This is a genomic window from Desulfosporosinus sp. BICA1-9, from assembly GCF_000802135.1.
In genome coordinates this window covers 1-16,751 of the sequence record NZ_JUEE01000036.1, presented here as the reverse complement: position 1 = coordinate 16,751, position 16,751 = coordinate 1, and the positions used below count along the sequence as shown (strand labels likewise).

The following is a 16,751-nucleotide window of genomic DNA, read 5'->3' as shown; positions in this document are numbered from 1 at the left end:
GTAGAAATATAGAGTGGCTAGAAGATTTTTCGGTTGATGGAAATACTATGACTGTTGGGAAACCTTTCTTTATCTTTCCTGATAGAAATAACATTGAAAAAATAAATTGTACTTTTGAAGAATTGAAAATTGTCGTGCGAGCAGCTGAAGCACTTTTTATAGGTTTTATGTCATATTATTTATTAAAGTATACCGATGTACCTTTTCAAAATCGGGATGAATTATTACAAAGTAAATACGATTATTATCACCCCGTTTTTGGAAGGATTCAATGGCTAAAGGAAAACTTAACGGTCCTAAATGATATAAAAATTAAATATAAAAAGTAAAGTAATTTGATTTGGTACTAGCAAACCGTCTAGAAGGACGGCTTTTAAAGTGCTCCACTCAGTGGCGCGAGTCAGTGGCATAAAACCTAGAGCATAGCGTAAATGTTTATTATTGTTTAAAGGATTACTTGGCAAGGGATAGAGTGAAAGAATTTTATAATATGGCATTTGATGATGAAACAATAGCAATTGTTGCCCTACTTCACGATGTTTGCAAGATCAACTGTTACAAGCCGGGAACCAGAAACGTAAAAGATGAAAATGGTACATGGCAGACTGTGTCAGTATTTGAATATGACGATAAACTGCCTTACGGACACGGAGAAAAATCTGTGTATATTATTTCTGGCTTTATTAGGCTCACACGAGAAGAAGCATTTGCTATTAGGTATCATATGGGCTTTTCTGGTATCGAAGACAAACGTAATATTGGGGATGCATTTGAAAAATTCCCATTGGGATTTGCGTTATGTACAGCAGATATGGAAGCCACATATTTGATGGAAAACAAAAATAAATAACTCCATATAATGATATTCTGCGATTGAATTAACATTAAGCTTGCCAGAGAAAATATTCGTATCTATCTGACTTTCCTGCGACACAAAAAGATTTCATGGGAAAGTCATTTATTTTTTTATGTAAGACTTGACACAGGCTAATGATGGTGTTATAGGAAGCATAACTTGAATAAATTCAAAAATATGATATAATTTGAAATATAATTAAGCATATTGAAGCATATTTCAAATTATATCACTTTTTATTTTGAATTGGAGTAAGTTATGAGAATCTCAAGCGGAGAGTTTTATCAGCATTTTTACAAAGATAAGCATTTCAAGCGATATTTTTTTATTCCTAACGATCTTTCTTCTGTAGTACGGGAATTAAAGAGTGACTGCCAACTTACATCCATGCTCATGCTGGCACACCGGGAGTTGGGGATTTTAGAAGGAATGACAAAATACATCACACAAATATCGCCTTTTGAAGATATGATCCTTTGCACAGAAGCATGTAATTCCTGCGCAATAGACAAAATTTTAGCTACCTGCATATATGTTTTGGTGAATAAAAAAAGCGATGTCGGTAACACTGCTGCGCATAATTGTTATCAGGCGATGAAAGCACTTGACCGTGAACCTTTGACAACAGAAATTGTTTGTCACCTTCACCGTGCAGTAATGCAGGGGATGACAGAGGGTACAACTGGTAAACTACGAAAGACACCATTTTTCATGCATCCAAATTATACAACAAATTCAGTAGAGTATAATCCACCTTTACCGGAATTGATCAATGATCTATTAGATGAGTTTATGGAGTTTGTTCGTAGCAATGACAGAGTAGATGTACTGGTGAAAGCGTCTCTTGCTTATTATCAATTTGAAACCATACATCCGTTTGAGAGCGGAAATGGACGTCTGGGAAGGTTATTTCCTGCTAAAATTTTGCTTGAGAGCGGCGTGCTGTCCAGGCCATTGTCGACAATTTCGAACTACTTATTTGAAAACAACGATGAGTGTCTAAGGATGTTTATGGGTGTTCAGCATTTCGGAGCATATTTGGATTGGATTAAGTTTTTTGTTCAAGGCATAATTGAATCGACGCGAAAAGTAATAAGGCAGTTGGATTTGGCAAGTGGTTTAAGGAAAGAGAGTATTTACAAAATAAAATCTTTGCAAAAATTTGACAAGACTCTCCTGCCTATCTACGAGTACGCTGAGCAAAAGCCGATAATTTGCATCAAAGAAATATCACAATATTTTCACGTTTCTTATAATACAGCTGCGAAAGCAATATCCGTACTGGAAGATTTAAAAATTTTGAGTTTGAAACACGAACAAATACGGTACAAGGAATTTACTTACGACAGGTATATAAACATTTTTGGCTGTACGTCATAGAATTTTTACAGAAAAAACAAAACAATTTTTAAAAATGTTTATTTTGTTCTCGAGTTTGTATATAGTGTATTTATTAGTACTATGCGAGGTGGTATAGATGAACATCATGACCGCAAAAGAGGCTGCAGAGCATTGGGGAATATCCAAACGCCGTGTTGCTTTATTGTGTGAACAAGGGCGAATTAAGGGTGCGGATAAATTGGGAAACAACTGGATTATTCCAAAAGATTCAACGAAGCCTGCTGATCAACGAATTAGAAGTGGGAAGTACATTAAAAATCATGGTATCAATTGCAACTATGTTCTAAAGCAATATGACATGATGCTTTTGCATTTTGAGCTGCAAAAAGAATTTGATGGGCTTGTCGCAAAAATCACATGGATAGACGAAGACAAAAAGTATCTTCTTCCCCTTGATTTAATTGTGAGTGATGAAGGTTTACTGAGATGGCTGAAAAACAGGGCAATTCCGGCTAACCGTGCTTATGTAGAGAACTTTCTGGCAAGACTTGGACTGAATGAAAAAGATACAAAGGGCATCATCGACATATGCAAGGGCTTATCCTTAAATGATAGTTACTGGACGCCTGCTGCGAGCTTTATGGGAACTTTTGCGAAAAACAATCTGTTTGAAAACCGTTTTTCAAACACCTTGGCGTCCATTGCTTTCACTGGGCATGGCAGTATGCAGCCCTCATCGTTTACATCTTCACCAGAGTTTACCACTCATGGGATGCTTGCAAAATGTTGGCGCAAGGTCGGCGGCAAAATTATGCTGTATAAATCCGGTACAGAGGGTGCTGCCAACACGGGCAAAGAGCCGTACAGTGAATATTATGCCTATCAGGTAGCGAAAGCGATGGGGATTGATGCGATAGAATACGGCTTATCCATCTGGAAAGGTAAGCTTTGCTCCACCTGTGAGATTTTCACCGATATTGACACATCGTACATTCCCATTGGGCGGCTTATACGTGAGGGAGGTATTCGTGCTGTGATGAAGTTTTATAACAATCTCGGTGAGGAATATTATCAAAAGCTCATCGATATGCTCGTGTTCGATGCGGTTATCTGCAACACAGATCGGCACTTTGGAAACTTCGGTGTTCTTGTGGATAACAAAACCAATCATATAAAAGACTTTGCACCGATTTTTGACAATGGACTTTCGTTGTTCTGTTATGCAATGGATGAGGATTTGAAAAATCTTAAAACCTATGCAAGGACGCGAGTTCCTGCAACCTATCCTGACTTTGTGGAGTTTGCAAAGCAGATAATGACAAAATGTCAAAGGGATAAACTTAGACCGCTCCTTAATATCAAGCTCAAAAAACATCAACGGTATAATCTATCCGGTGACAGATTGAATGCTATTGAGGCATTTTTAAAGGATAGGGTGAGAGAGTTGCTTAAATAGTGCAAGGGATGGTGCGGAAATGCATAAGAAGGGTGGAAATGTGGATATTAAAGAATTTATAAAGGAATTAAAACGGGTCACCGGAGATTATACATTGGAAAAATATTACAATGCATTTACAAGAATTGCAAGGAATATCTCTCCGTCACAGCGAAAGTTCATATTAAACATACTTGAGATCGTTGGGAAACAAAATATGGACGACCTTGATACAGGTTTGCTGCTGGAAGACATAAAAAGCTTCAATGATAGAGTTGAAAGCGGTAAGTATTATGACCACTGGGGTTGGGATGAAAAAACGCATAGGGAAAGGGAATTCGGTGACGAGAGCTGGGCGGATGAAATGGATGCCTTTTTCAGGAAAGCCTGCCATGCATATGAAAAGAAAGAATACCGGATTGCAGTAAAAGTATATGAGGTTTTGTTTTCGATTTTTTGGATGGCCGATGAGCCGGGTCATTTGCCACGGGGGTGCGGTTATGAAGAAATGCTTGTTACCGATTTGAAAGAAGAAGGATTATACTTCCTGAAGGCTGCGTTGGTTTCAGAGAAAGTGGACAAGCGGCACGAAAGGTTTCATGAAATTATATCAAAATACCGTCATTTTCTACCTACACCTGTGGATATAGAAAAGCTTGTTGATGAGATGGCTTTCACTGAAAATGAAAAGAAAAGTTTTTTATTAAAAATAATAGAAATGTACAGTTCCATTCCAACAGATTCCCATCATTATAGACTTTATTTTCAACCTGTCCTGTTTCAGGCATTGCTTTTGACCGGCGGTGTGAAAAGGCTTAAGGATTTTGCAATAAAAAACGGCAGGAATAACCCCGAAGCCTTTGAATTATTGATATTTGAATTAAAGAAAAGCGGGGATGAAAAGTCTGCGCTTGAAGTTGCAAGGACAGGTTTAAGTATTATTCCAAAAGGAAGCAGACGTAGAGAATACATTGCAGAATATATTGCTGAAACCGGCAGGAATACAGCCAATCCCTCCCTGGAACTTGAAGGAGTCCGTGAAGCGTTTTATTCCAGGATGTCTATTGGATATCTTGTGCAATTGCATGAAGCATCGGTGCAATGTGGTTGTAACGGTGAGGAAATGAGTAAAGCTCTTGCCGCACTGGAAAAGCGGTATTTGCCGGAAAAGACAGGAAAAGGGTTTGATGATGACGATGTGGATTGGTATTTGATGAACCAGGCATATGTCCTTATGGGCAAAAGCAGGGAATCATTTGCCCTTTGCAATAACAAGTCAGTTGACCGGTATGATGCAGACAAAATAAAAGCTCTTACCATACCGTATATGATTTATTTGCTTGGAATGAAATATGGAGGGGGAAAAGCAGATAGCTTGAAAGATATCAAATTTGGATGGAGAGCGTCATTCGAGTCTCCCTGGTCCGCTAATGATAAAAATGATATTATGAATTCCTTTATAGATGTTACCGAAAAAAATGCCGGTACAGTTGCCGGAACAATAAAGGACGAAGAGGCGGCAGGATATCTGAAATGGTGTAAAAAGGAAGTTTCAAAGCGTGTTGATGATATTGTCGGAAATAAATGCACTGAGAGTTATTACATTGCCGCAAACCTTCTTGTGACAATGAATGAATTGCTTAATATTTCCAATATGGGCGAACTGACCGACGGGCTATTGGCTTATTACTATAAAAAATACAGCAGGTATTCAGCATTTAAAAAAGAAATTATAGCATTTCGAGATAAATGTGAAAACGTACAGGAATGATATTATTTGCAATGCAGGAAGACATGCGAAAAGACATGCGCAAGAACAATTATGTGACAAGGAACAGTTTTAGAAGGGTATTTTGCTTATTAATAACATGACTAAAATTTATTAAAGCACAAGTAAAATATTTATTACCGTGTATTGACACTAATTTAAACGTAGGGTATACTAGCCTTGCACGCGTGTATTGACACTATTTTTAGAAAGAGGTAGAAAAAACTGAATGAAACAATAACTACATTAGCATTTATGCAGGAAGTATTAAAATCTTATAAAAAAACCGCTTCTTTGCAGAAGACAGCTGATGAAATGGAAATTTCATATGCAAAGGTTAGGAAGATTCTTATTACATTAGGGGAATATAAAACGGATTTTAGCTTGGAGGTTCGAAAAAGAAGAAGTATGGGTAAGAGTATTCCGGAAATTGCTACTGAATTGAATACTTCAACAAACAGAGTTACTGCATTCTTACCATATGAAAAAAATCTTTATTCTGGTCCGGAACTAACAACAGATGCTAAAAAGAGTAAAGTATATAGAAAAAGAATTAAATTTGCCCGTGAAAAGTTTGTAAACAGAGCAATAAATAATGATGAGAAAAGAAACTTGTCAATAAGAAAGGAAAAGTTTATGAGAAACGATTGTTATAGCAATACTAATGCGTTTAAAACAGTACATCTTCATTTGGAATTAAAAAACGACCATTTAGATGACGCAGAGAAAGCGATTCTGCGCAAATACGGGGAATCATCAACAGGAGACTCAATCAGCAGAAATGTTTTAATTCCATCAGATATGCCCCTTCATAATTTGCACTATGCTATACAAAGATTATTTGGATGGCAGAATTCTCATTTACGCAGATTTGTTCTGCCTGAGGAAATCTATAACAGGCTAACAGATAGAACTGTAAAAGGCTGGACTGATTTAGTGGGTATACTTTTTCAGCCTCCTGGTGAGTGCGAGCAAGATGTTTTTTGGGATGATGACTACCAAAGTGGGAGCATAAAAACATGGCTTAAGAAAAAGTATACAGGACCATACTTCTTCCATGGAGTTATGGAAGATTTTGAATGGGCTCAAAATGACATTAAACAATTAATTGAGCGTTTTCCAATTCTTGAGGTTAAGGAATCTTTTAGGGATTATAGGAGTAGGAGCAAGGGGAAGGATAAAGTAAAACCACAAATTATAAAAAAAGCACCACTTATTGAATTAACTCTGGAAGAAATGAACAATTTCATTTATATGGAGTGTGGAACAGAGAGCTTGCTTGAACGACTTGAAGTAGCAACGGTTCTAGCTTACAAGGATGATGATGTTTGTAGTGATAATGGTATCTTCCCAGTAACACATAACCTAATCTACAATTATGATTTTGGAGATGATTGGACAATAACCATTACTAAGGAAAAGGATTGCAAGGAATTACTTCAAAAAGGCAGTATTTCAAAGGATGAACTATTAGATGCAGAAGCGACAGTATTGACAAAACATAAGCCTGTATGCATTCATAAGGATGGAGTATTTGTTCTTGATGATGTAGGTGGGTTGCATGGCTTTATAAGTTTTCTGAAGGATATTTATGAAGGTGAAGACAAAGAAGAACGAAGTAATTATAAGGCATGGGCACAAAGTCTTGGATGGAGCAAGAGAAAAATATCAAATAAACTGACTTTGTAGAGGAATGTAATATAGAAATTTTTATGTAAGACTTGACACAGGCTAACGAGAAATACAAGGGAGATACAATGCTGCAAAAGACCTTTACCGAGGATTTTATGACCGGTAAGAAAAGAAAGAATAATGGACAGCGAAATAAGTATTATGTGAAGGATAGCCATACTGCCATTGTTTCTGCCGAAATATTTGATAAGGTACAGGAGGAAATGACTAAGCGTTCAAGGCTTGTCCGCAAAGAGGATGGCTCTGTAGAAACCAGCGGAAAATATAACGGTAAATACTTTCTGGGGAATTTGCTTGTGTGCGGTGATTGTGTAGCGCCTTATCGGAGAAGGACGGAAAGAGGCAAAGTAGTCTGGCGCTGTGCGACAAGGATAGAAAAGGGCAAAGATGCCTGCCCACATTCCCCTACTCTGGATGAAGGATGGATGCAGGATACCTTGGGCGAGGCTGTTTGCCAGAACGGAATTTATGATGAAAGCGTTATCAGGAATGAAGTTGACAAAATTCAGGTTTTTGATGCTTTTATTCTGACTTGTCGCAAGGATGGGTCTCAGGAGAAAAGGTTATTCCAGTATGACTGAACCTGTGACATACTAATAATTGTCAATAAAAATGGAGGTAAAGCCTCTGGACAGATTGATCGGGGTAATTCCCAAGGCAGAAGAAACAAGCTGGGAGACGTGTTTTATGCTTAAAAACTTGATAAATAAAGGCTTAAGCTGTTTTCCTCAATCGCTCATTATGTGACTCTTGAAGAGATAAAACAGATGGCAAGGATATTACTTACGGGATTATATTGAAACAAGAACATGTGTTTGGTATAATGTGTAATAAGATTACTCTCAACCCTATCGAATTCGATAGGGTTAAATACTGGGGTAATGGAGGTTTGGGGTGGATAAAGAAAATTCAATCAAGTTATTTGAAGATAAAAGAGTTCGTGTTTTATGGGATGAAGAACAGGGAAAATGGTATTTTTCAATTATAGATGTGATTGCTATCTTGACTGAAAGCGAAAATCCACGCCATTACTGGACTGTGTTAAAAGGACGATTGAAAAATGAAGGAAATGAAAAGGTCACAAATTGTGAGCGTTTGAAAATGATTGCTCCAGACGGCAAAATGCGCATGACAGATGTGGCCGACACAGAACAACTTTTGCGGCTTATTCAGTCAATCCCAAGTAAAAAAGCTGAACCGTTTAAACTATGGTTGGCTCGAGTAGGTAGCGAGCGGATTGATGAAACCGCTGATCCGGAGCTTGCTATTGATCGTGCTTTGGAAACCTATCTAAAAAAAGGATATTCGCGCAATTGGATCAACCAGCGTTTGAAAACAATTGAAGTCCGCAAAGAATTGACCGATGAATGGGAAAAATTCGGCGTCACCGATAAGCGTGATTTTGCGATTTTAACCGATGAGATAACGCAGGCATGGTCAGGCAAAACAACAAGGCAATACAAAAAATTTAAAGGACTTTAAAAAGAAAATCTTCGGGACAACATGACTAATGTTGAGTTGGTACTGAATATGTTGGCGGAGGTTTCAACTACCGATATTTCCCGTCAGGATGAGCCGGAAACAATGGAACAGCATAAAAAAGTCGCACAGCGCGGCGGCTCAGTTGCAAAGTCAGCGCGTGTGCAGTATGAAAAACAGACAAGAAAAAAGGCAGTAACTCCTTTGAATGCCAAAAGCTTTAAAAGTTTGGCTGATAAAAAACATAATGATGGAGATGAGGAGTAATTTTTGAATTTCGGCATTTGATATATAGTTAAAGTAAAACAATTACTTATTTATCATAAATAATATCCAAATCATTGGCACAAGGCATGTGGAATGTGTGGTAAAGATTGAACGAGGCTTAAATCCAGAAAAATGAGGAGTTACAGGCGGATCTGCTCCTGCCAAAGGAGGCTACTCAGGCATTACAGGCGTCCGGATTGTTTGGAACAAGAATGTCTTCAAGAGGAACAAGGTGAAATATTAGTGAATAAAGAGGAACTAAAACATAAAGTACACTCTATTGTAAGCAGTACGCTACAAGAGAAAATTTATATATCCCCTGTAGAGCTGCTGATGAAAATTGGAGTATTATCTGCTAAAGATTATGAAGATTGGCGGTTCGGCCGTGTACCATACCTTGAAAAAGTATGTGAGACCAACTTGAGCAAGTTGTCATTTATAATGAAAGAACTTAGGGCATACGCTCTGGAGAATCAGTTAAAGTCCTCATGGACGGCATATAATCAGTGGGGCGTAAAAGGCAAGAAAATCCCCTTGCGCTTTAGCAAATCCGGAGACGCCGTTATAGAAGAAGCCTATGCTACACACTATGTTGTCAATACTAATAATGAATAATGTGAGGTGAAAGAGAAGACATGCTGAAGCCGAGTGAAGTTGAAAAAGCAGCAAAGGCTATAGAGCCTGACAATATCAGATTCCGTTCCTTCCTGAAGAATCATGCCGATGAAGAGGAACTGGATAAGCAATTTCTGGCATTACATAATAAACTGTTTGCTGATTATGACTGCAGAAAATGCAGGAACTGCTGCAAAATGTATAAAGGAACATTTCAGGAAGATGAACTGGAAAATGCGGCGGAATACATGAATATAACAACTGACCAGTTTAAAGATTTCTTTCTGGAATTCGACGAAAGAGCATACAGCTATGAAACCAGGCACAGGCCATGTGATTTTCTGGATGTAGACGGAGAATGTAAACTGGGTGATATGAAACCTGAAAGCTGTAAGACGTATCCGCATACAAATCAGCCTGAAAGGTTATGGAGTCTTTACAGTATGTTAAATGTGGTTGAAGTATGCCCGGTAGCTTTTGAGATATTTGAAAGATTAAAGGAAATTTATAGATTTAAAAGTAGACAGCGATATTGATTTGCCTATGCCAATGAAATTGTGGTGAATGAGCACAGGCCAGTTTGCATCCATAAAGACGGAGTATTTTTGCTTGATGATTCGGGCGGATTAAGTGGCTTTGCTGATTTTTTAGGGACTGTTTATGAAAGTGAAGACAAAAAAGAAAGGGATGAGCTTCGGGCATGGGCGAAGAGTCTTGGATGGAGCGAGAAAAAGATTGCGAATAAAAGGATATTGTAGTGTGATTGAAATACAGGGGGAAAGATGGAGCAGAAAGAATTTGTCCGGAAATCAGATGAAATACTGAACAGTATGAGCCTGGAGAAATTAAGAAGATGCCTGCATAATATTGCAAGAAAAACGCCTGAAAACAAGAGAGCATCATTTCTCCAGCTGCTTGAAGATTGTCATGATCAAGATGACCGAGAAGATAGTAAGTATGAGGGGACATTTCAGTATAAAAGATTGATACCTGATGAGAAAGTAAAAGAAAAGCTAAGTGATATAAAGAGATCTTTTTCTAAAATAGAAAATGGCGATTTGCGTTTGTCGGCTCAAGGATATGAAGATTATTCCAATGGATATTGGGCAAGTGACTGGATATGGGAATATGAGGACAATGAAGGTATTGGCAGGATAATCGAGGATGCGGTTTTGTTTGCGCATGACTGTATGAATGATTGCAGATATGAAGAAACAGTAACAATTTTTAAATTGGTTATGGATACCAAAATAATTATTTGAGACTTTTTACAGATGGAGAAGCGATAAGGGACTATAAAGATTTTGCGGAAAAAAGAATAGAAAAATTGCCTGTATCTGATAATCATTATAATCAGCACATATCTGAAATAGCAGAAAATAATATTACCGATCTAGAATATAAATATCTATACTTTTTCTCGGGACATTTTGAAATGATTAAAAGCTGGTGTATGGAACAGAGAAGTCCATTGGGCTGGAGCGGTAATTTTATCGGATATGGTGTAGATTTATTACTGTTGTATTTATATGCGGATAATAATCTGAGAAAAGCCGGTAAAAAGATAGCAGTCCAGGTTTCAAACAGGATGGGGTTTAATGAGAGCAATAACCTTGTATTTATGAAAGAAAATTCTGTATTTGAAACTGAAGTGAGTACGCAAAAAGGCGAAGAAATATTTTGGAGTATCTTTTGTTTATGGAAAGTAAATTATGCAATAACTGTGGATGATATGAATTCATATGTGAAGTGGCTGGAATCCGTAATTGATAAAAGAATAGATGGAATTGTGGGTGGAAAATACAGAGATAAATATAATGATGTTGCTTTATTGGCAGCTGCATTGGGAGAAGTAAAAGAGGGGACTCAGCATTGTTTTGAACTGACCAAAAGGAAATGAAACACAGGAGCAATATTGAAATTATTAACGGAAAGGCAAAAAGAAAAGGAACCCATTACAGCGCAGAGCGTGAGAAGCAGGAGTGAAACGAGAAAATGTATAAGAAACTTCTAACGAAGAAATTTTTCAGGGACAATCCGTATTTGGAAAACTCCGTTCAGCGTTTTATTTATAGCGTTCTGCTATATGAAGGATTGGAAGATGCAGCCAGTGAAATAATGATGAAGCAAAGGTTATTGAGTGATGAACGCCTTGAACAGATCACTCAAGAGAAGGAACTGATTCAGGCAGAACAAAACCCAGAGATGATATTTCAGCTCTTACGAAAAAACACAGATGCGGTCAATCGAGGTGTACTGATTAAGAAAGTGCTAGAGTTTGAAGAAGTGCTCCTCCCTAAGGTGATGGAAAAGTTGATACGCAGCTATCATGACATTTTTATCGAGAATTCAATACATCTTCTTGCTAGAAGTCATAAAGACTATACTCCGTTGCTGAAGGAAAAATATGCCGAGAACCGAAACCCTTATGTGCAGTCATTAGTTTGTCTGATTATTGGATTGAGAGGGGAAGAAGACGCCATTCCCTGGATACTGGACAGATTCTTTGAACTGAAAAATCTGTACCCAGGTGAAACTTATGATCAGGGTCCGCTGCTTGCCTTGCACGAACTTAATTACCGTTTCTATAAAAATGACAACACGTGTCAATAATGTAACTTTGTGATTAACAAAAGGAAGTGAGAAAATGCAAATAGCACTGACAAAAAAATTAGCAGATGCAGAGGGGATAAAAGCTCCTTTTGCACGAGAGGATGAAAATCCACTGTTTTCTTGGACCGCAAACTGGACAAAGGTATGGGATAATCGTAGATCAGAGGATATGATCGTGTTGGTGAACAACGCTACACGCTTTACTGTTGCCATTTACCAAGTCAAGCGGAAAGATCTGAAAAATGTAGCGGAAATGATGAGAACGGCCATTTCAAACACACTGTTGTACATGAATTTTAATCCCGAGCTTGTGGGGGAATATATGCGTCTGGCAGGTGCGGTGGGGTTTGTCCAGAATCGTAGCAGACAGACAGCGGCGTGGGTAACAAAAGCGGGACTGGAATGCGCTTTCTATGTTGGGAATGAATATAACGGCATCGCCAAAATGTTTAGTGATACGGTTGGAGTTTCTGCAAACTACCGTCCTGTCAATTATTCCGGTAACGTTAACGAGAGTTTTATACCTTACCAAGCAATGATTAACGCACTTTCTGAGCTTACCGGAAAGCAAGCTTACAAATACCGTGCCTTTGAATTGCTGGTAACACTTGATTTGGAAGTATACGTGGCGGTGCGGAGAATTATTGTGCCTGCAGACATAGAATTTGCACGCTTCCACAAGGTGTTGCAGTCGGTGTTTGACTGGCAGAATTGCCATCTTTATGACTTTACTATCTTTGAAGGCAATAAGCGTATACCTGTCGCTAGAATTATTCCATTTGAGGAGGGTCTGGAGTACGATAAAGATGCTTTTTTAATGAAAGGGCATACCTTATCAGAGTTTTTGCCAGAGCACAAGCATATGCTCTATACCTATGATATGGGGGATAACTGGGAACATGAAATCCGGCTTATGCGTGTGATCGAGGATCACGACAAGGAATCACCCTTCTTGCTGGAAGCAAGTGGTCAAACACCACCTGAGGATGTGGGCGGCGTAGGAGGATTTGTGAACTTCCGTGAAATCAGATTGAATCCTAGTCACCCGGAATATGGGGAAATGAAGGAATGGGCAAAGTATTGGACTATGGAGCTTAGTGATTGGAAAAGACGTCCAAGGGTAATACATGATTGAATTGGATCCATAGAAAAAGACTTTTTTCGGGTTTTTGAAACTGAATTCCGATGACACCAATAAGGCGAGAAAAGGAGTAAAAATATGGTATAATTAATATGGGTTTATTCAGAAAGGGGTTACGCTAATGAAGCAGCGTTTATCGGTACGATTGCTGGAAGAAAAGGAAATGGAACTCAAAGGTGGTCTGTACCATCAGACACAGATCAAGTTTGCATATAATTCTAACCGGATTTAAGGCAGCCGCCTTTCTGAAGATCAGACCCGGTATATTTACGAAACGAATACTGTCAATATGGAACAGGATGAAGCGGCAAGTGTTGATGATATTATTGAAACTGTAAACCACTTTTCCTGTTTTGACGATATGCTTGCTCATGCGGATGAGGAACTGACGGAGGAAATGATTAAGGAATTTCACAGGCTCCTGAAACGGAACACATCCGATGAACGCAAAGAATGGTTTCGTGTCGGGGATTACAAGACCAGACCGAACGTCGTCGGCGACATGAAAACAACGGCACCTACAAAAGTCAGCATTGAAATTCAAAAACTGCTTACTGATTATCATCAAAAAAAAGATATTACAATAGATAATATCGTGGATTTCCATTACAGCTTTGAAAGCATACATCCTTTTCAAGATGGTAATGGGCGGGTGGGCCGTATCATCATGTTTAAAGAGTGCCTGGAAAATGATATTATGCCTTTTATCATTGACCATAATCATAAACTGTTCTATTACCGTGGCCTTAAGGAATACAAAACGGAAAAAGGATATCTCATGGATACTTGCCTATCGGCACAGGATCAATACGAAGCAATGGTCTCATATTTCTTTCCGAATATTGAACAATCTGGTCCGGAGATGGATTGTAAGTAATAACAGGTGCTGAATTGCGAAAAAGACCTATAAAGACAATGGATTCCGAAATCCACCCCGCCGCCAAGGGGGATACCAGCTTGGTACGGCATCTTTTTCGACCGTTCAAGGCATGTTGAAGCCATAATCCTGTTGCAACGACTGAACACCTGATGTGAAGCTGGTTTGCGGGGATAGTTATGAAAACATGCTTTGATGTGATAAGATTCTTTCACATCTTTTCTTTTTGGTAGAATGTAAATGGGGTTAGCTGCTGCTTTTCCATATGTTGCAGGTCTGTGCCTGTGCAGTACAGCGGCAGTTATTACCAATTATTATTATGAATAAGGAGATGCGGTGGCATCCGGCGATCCTTGAATCTTCGCTTGTATTCTGTGTTGTAACCTCCCTTGACGATGTATCGGAATACCGATATAATGGATGCAGGTGATGAAAATGATAATACAACAGATTTTGCAGGATATGAAAATGTCCCGTTATCGTTTATCGAAAATCAGCGGGATTCCATGGGCAACTCTCGCAGATATTTATTCCGGGAAAACTCACCTGGATCGGTGTGGTGCAGGAACACTTTCCAAATTGTCCAAAGCACTTGGCATATCCATTGAGGAACTGCTGGCACTGGAAACTGAGCCGAAAAAAAGCACAGCCTCCGGGAAACTAGATAAAAAAACTTACTTGGAAACTGGATTATCGGAGAATATACAAAAAGCGATAAAAGACTATTTGCAGGGCGAAAAGGAGCAGGTGCTATATCTTGATTGCCTGTGGAATGAGTTATATGGAGCCATTAATGCCGACCTTTGGGCTAGCTTGATTACGGAGGAACAGGCAAGCTATCTGCGCGTAAAATATCTTGGCACAGGGGGCAAGGAGGATGATATAAATGATTGATTTTACATTGTGTGAAGTAAATAAATTCAGAGCCTACGGCGGGGCAAATGGGAATAAAATTAATATAATTTATGAGGGAAATAGCTATATGCTTAAATTCCCGCCTGTTCCAAGCCGCAATAAAGCCATGAGTTATACCAACGGATGTATCAGTGAATACCTCGCTTGTCATATCTTTGAATCTATCGGATTCAAAACCCAGGAAACCTTGCTTGGCATCTATACTGATTCACATGGGAAAGAAAAAGTGGTAGTGGCCTGCGGAGATTTTACTGAAGGCGGTAAAAGGCTTATTGAGTTTGCGCATCTGAAGAATACCTGTATCAACAGTGAACAGAATGGATATGGCAAGGAACTTTCCTCCATCATACTGGCAATTGACGAGCAGACGCTTCTGCCGCCGGATCAACTCCGGGATTTCTTTTGGGATATGTTTATTGCTGATGCTCTGCTTGGCAATTTTGACAGGCACAATGGCAACTGGGGTATTCTGGTAGATGAACAGTCTAAGACGGCGGAAATTGCTCCCGTTTACGATTGCGGTTCCTGTCTTTACCCGCAGCTTGCAGCAAAGGATATGGAGGCTGTCCTGAACAGTGAGGATGAGATTGACCGACGGGTCTATGTTTTCCCTACCTCGTCCATTGAGGAAGATGGAAAGAAGATTTCCTACTTTGAATTTATCTCTTCTTTGAAAAATCGAGATTGTACGGCGGCGCTGCAAAGAGTTTCCTCACGGATAGATATGGAAAAGATAAGCACGATCATTAATGAAATGCCGACGCTGCTTCCAGTACAAAAGGAGTTTTATACTGTACTAATTTCAGAGCGAAAGGCAAAAATTATTGATTATAGCATGGAGCAACTTATTAAGCTGGATGGGCAGAAGTCGGAGCAGGAGGAACTGCAAAGCCAGGGACAGCAATTTATTATGTGATATGAATATACTGTAAAAAGAACCGTGCCATTCGCGAAGAATGGTGCTTTGAGTAATATATTGATGGATTGAATTTGACCAGCTTTTGATAATAATCAAGTGCCATATAATACCTTGCCGCCAAGGCCCCACCAGCTTTGTGCGACATCATTTTTGTATCCTCAAGGCATGTTGAAAATTGTGTGTTATTGTCGAAAAAGTGAATAAGAGTATGCATAACATCTTTCGATAAATCTTAGCTGAAAACTAAAGTTTCTCCGAATTGTTGTGCAAAGACATACAGAATGTGTTACGAGGATTGAACGCACTTGAAGCCTTGATGGAATAAGGAGTGGTCAGGACAATCAAAGGGAGCCACAACGAAACCGGAGCCAGACCCGGCCGAAAAGTAAAAATCATCAATCTTGGGTTAGACCCTGAAGAAGCCGTTGCCATGGGGCTGGAAATCGAAAAGGTGGAAAAATCAGGTCGCAAAAAAAGGCGTGGCGAACTATGTTGATCCCGTGTGGGAGGGCTGGCTGCAGCAGTACAGGGTGGAACTGAACGCCATGAGTACACCGCAGTTTATTGCCTGGCTGGAGGGGAAAATCCAATTGTATGGATAAAGGCAAAGTGATACCGCCCGCTAATATCATGCAGGAGAGCCTTGAGCACAGCCTGCATGATAAACTCGTCTGTCCAGATTAATGTTCCAAGGGGCTTAATGGGATCTTCAAAAAGCAGAAGGAGATACACCCAACAGAAATGAATTTCCAGGTCAGCTTAAAATCATTGGCGGTATGGTATAATAGGAAGTAAATGGTGAATAAAGGGGAATGCGCATGGAACAATACAGC

The 16,751-nt window shown here is 39.1% G+C and carries 17 protein-coding genes and 2 pseudogenes; all 19 read left to right on the top strand.

Annotated elements, in window-relative coordinates:
• Positions 1 to 329, top strand: a 329-nt coding sequence (locus JL57_RS04780; RefSeq protein WP_034140917.1) for a hypothetical protein, incomplete at its 5' end; no start/stop codon positions are given.
• A gap of 86 nt (positions 330 to 415) precedes the next feature.
• Positions 416 to 850, top strand: a pseudogene (locus JL57_RS04775) (HD domain-containing protein); the annotation flags it as partial.
• 264 nt (positions 851 to 1,114) lie between these two features.
• Positions 1,115 to 2,236 (top strand): Fic family protein, encoded by a 1,122-nt coding sequence (locus JL57_RS04770; RefSeq protein WP_034140916.1) that lies wholly within the window; start codon positions 1,115 to 1,117, stop codon positions 2,234 to 2,236.
• Positions 2,237 to 2,333: 97 nt separating this feature from the next.
• Positions 2,334 to 3,653 carry a DNA-binding protein gene (locus tag JL57_RS36230; protein ID WP_366556981.1) on the top strand — a complete coding sequence of 440 codons (1,320 nt, stop codon included), beginning with the start codon at positions 2,334 to 2,336 and terminating at the stop codon, positions 3,651 to 3,653.
• A 19-nt stretch (positions 3,654 to 3,672) separates the two neighbouring features.
• A complete protein-coding gene (locus JL57_RS04760; RefSeq protein WP_034140915.1) occupies positions 3,673 to 5,403 on the top strand; it encodes a hypothetical protein in 1,731 nt (576 codons plus the stop codon).
• Positions 5,404 to 5,655: 252 nt separating this feature from the next.
• The gene (locus JL57_RS04755; protein ID WP_291299715.1) at positions 5,656 to 7,089 is read left to right on the top strand and encodes an IS1096 element passenger TnpR family protein; all 1,434 of its coding nucleotides are present in this window, start codon (positions 5,656 to 5,658) and stop codon (positions 7,087 to 7,089) included.
• 32 nt (positions 7,090 to 7,121) lie between these two features.
• Positions 7,122 to 7,673, top strand: a complete 552-nt coding sequence (locus JL57_RS04750; protein ID WP_291299714.1) for a recombinase zinc beta ribbon domain-containing protein — start codon at positions 7,122 to 7,124, stop codon at positions 7,671 to 7,673.
• A gap of 313 nt (positions 7,674 to 7,986) precedes the next feature.
• Positions 7,987 to 8,838 (top strand): annotated as a pseudogene (locus tag JL57_RS04745) (BRO family protein).
• Between the two features lie 201 nt (positions 8,839 to 9,039).
• Positions 9,040 to 9,453, top strand: coding sequence for a hypothetical protein (locus JL57_RS04735; RefSeq protein WP_291299713.1), 414 nt, complete (start codon positions 9,040 to 9,042; stop codon positions 9,451 to 9,453).
• 20 nt (positions 9,454 to 9,473) lie between these two features.
• Positions 9,474 to 9,989 carry a YkgJ family cysteine cluster protein gene (locus tag JL57_RS04730; RefSeq protein ID WP_034140912.1) on the top strand — a complete coding sequence of 172 codons (516 nt, stop codon included), beginning with the start codon at positions 9,474 to 9,476 and terminating at the stop codon, positions 9,987 to 9,989.
• 69 nt (positions 9,990 to 10,058) lie between these two features.
• Positions 10,059 to 10,211, top strand: coding sequence for a hypothetical protein (locus JL57_RS33515; RefSeq protein WP_291299712.1), 153 nt, complete (start codon positions 10,059 to 10,061; stop codon positions 10,209 to 10,211).
• Positions 10,212 to 10,235: 24 nt separating this feature from the next.
• Positions 10,236 to 10,715: a hypothetical protein gene (locus JL57_RS04720; protein WP_034140911.1), complete on the top strand. Its 480-nt coding sequence runs from the start codon at positions 10,236 to 10,238 to the stop codon at positions 10,713 to 10,715.
• Entirely contained in the window at positions 10,712 to 11,353 is a 642-nt protein-coding gene (locus JL57_RS04715) for a hypothetical protein (RefSeq protein ID WP_034140910.1), read from the top strand. Before JL57_RS04720 ends, JL57_RS04715 begins: the two co-directional genes overlap by 4 nt.
• 95 nt (positions 11,354 to 11,448) lie before the next feature.
• Positions 11,449 to 12,066: a hypothetical protein gene (locus JL57_RS33510; RefSeq protein ID WP_291299711.1), complete on the top strand. Its 618-nt coding sequence runs from the start codon at positions 11,449 to 11,451 to the stop codon at positions 12,064 to 12,066.
• 34 nt (positions 12,067 to 12,100) lie between these two features.
• Positions 12,101 to 13,201 carry a plasmid pRiA4b ORF-3 family protein gene (locus tag JL57_RS04705; RefSeq protein WP_034140909.1) on the top strand — a complete coding sequence of 367 codons (1,101 nt, stop codon included), beginning with the start codon at positions 12,101 to 12,103 and terminating at the stop codon, positions 13,199 to 13,201.
• Between the two features lie 295 nt (positions 13,202 to 13,496).
• Complete coding sequence (locus tag JL57_RS04700) at positions 13,497 to 14,084, top strand: Fic family protein (protein WP_366556980.1); 588 nt, start codon at positions 13,497 to 13,499, stop codon at positions 14,082 to 14,084.
• Positions 14,085 to 14,519: 435 nt separating this feature from the next.
• Positions 14,520 to 14,978, top strand: coding sequence for a helix-turn-helix transcriptional regulator (locus tag JL57_RS04695; protein ID WP_034140918.1), 459 nt, complete (start codon positions 14,520 to 14,522; stop codon positions 14,976 to 14,978).
• Positions 14,971 to 15,915, top strand: coding sequence for a HipA domain-containing protein (locus JL57_RS04690; protein ID WP_034140908.1), 945 nt, complete (start codon positions 14,971 to 14,973; stop codon positions 15,913 to 15,915). Before JL57_RS04695 ends, JL57_RS04690 begins: the two co-directional genes overlap by 8 nt.
• A gap of 331 nt (positions 15,916 to 16,246) precedes the next feature.
• Positions 16,247 to 16,414: a hypothetical protein gene (locus JL57_RS33505; RefSeq protein WP_291299710.1), complete on the top strand. Its 168-nt coding sequence runs from the start codon at positions 16,247 to 16,249 to the stop codon at positions 16,412 to 16,414.
• Positions 16,415 to 16,751 lie beyond the last annotated feature (337 nt).

Excerpts from the sequence above, each read along its gene's own strand:
- JL57_RS04770 (WP_034140916.1), top strand. The coding sequence starts at position 1,115 with ATGAGAATCTCAAGCGGAGAGTTTTATCAGCATTTTTACAAAGATAAG.
- JL57_RS36230 (WP_366556981.1), top strand. The coding sequence starts at position 2,334 with ATGAACATCATGACCGCAAAAGAGGCTGCAGAGCATTGGGGAATATCC.
- JL57_RS04760 (WP_034140915.1), top strand. The coding sequence starts at position 3,673 with ATGCATAAGAAGGGTGGAAATGTGGATATTAAAGAATTTATAAAGGAA.
- JL57_RS04755 (WP_291299715.1), top strand. The coding sequence starts at position 5,656 with ATGCAGGAAGTATTAAAATCTTATAAAAAAACCGCTTCTTTGCAGAAG.
- JL57_RS04730 (WP_034140912.1), top strand. The coding sequence starts at position 9,474 with ATGCTGAAGCCGAGTGAAGTTGAAAAAGCAGCAAAGGCTATAGAGCCT.
- JL57_RS04720 (WP_034140911.1), top strand. The coding sequence starts at position 10,236 with ATGGAGCAGAAAGAATTTGTCCGGAAATCAGATGAAATACTGAACAGT.
- JL57_RS33510 (WP_291299711.1), top strand. The coding sequence starts at position 11,449 with ATGTATAAGAAACTTCTAACGAAGAAATTTTTCAGGGACAATCCGTAT.
- JL57_RS04705 (WP_034140909.1), top strand. The coding sequence starts at position 12,101 with ATGCAAATAGCACTGACAAAAAAATTAGCAGATGCAGAGGGGATAAAA.
- JL57_RS04700 (WP_366556980.1), top strand. The coding sequence starts at position 13,497 with ATGGAACAGGATGAAGCGGCAAGTGTTGATGATATTATTGAAACTGTA.
- JL57_RS04695 (WP_034140918.1), top strand. The coding sequence starts at position 14,520 with ATGATAATACAACAGATTTTGCAGGATATGAAAATGTCCCGTTATCGT.
- JL57_RS04690 (WP_034140908.1), top strand. The coding sequence starts at position 14,971 with ATGATTGATTTTACATTGTGTGAAGTAAATAAATTCAGAGCCTACGGC.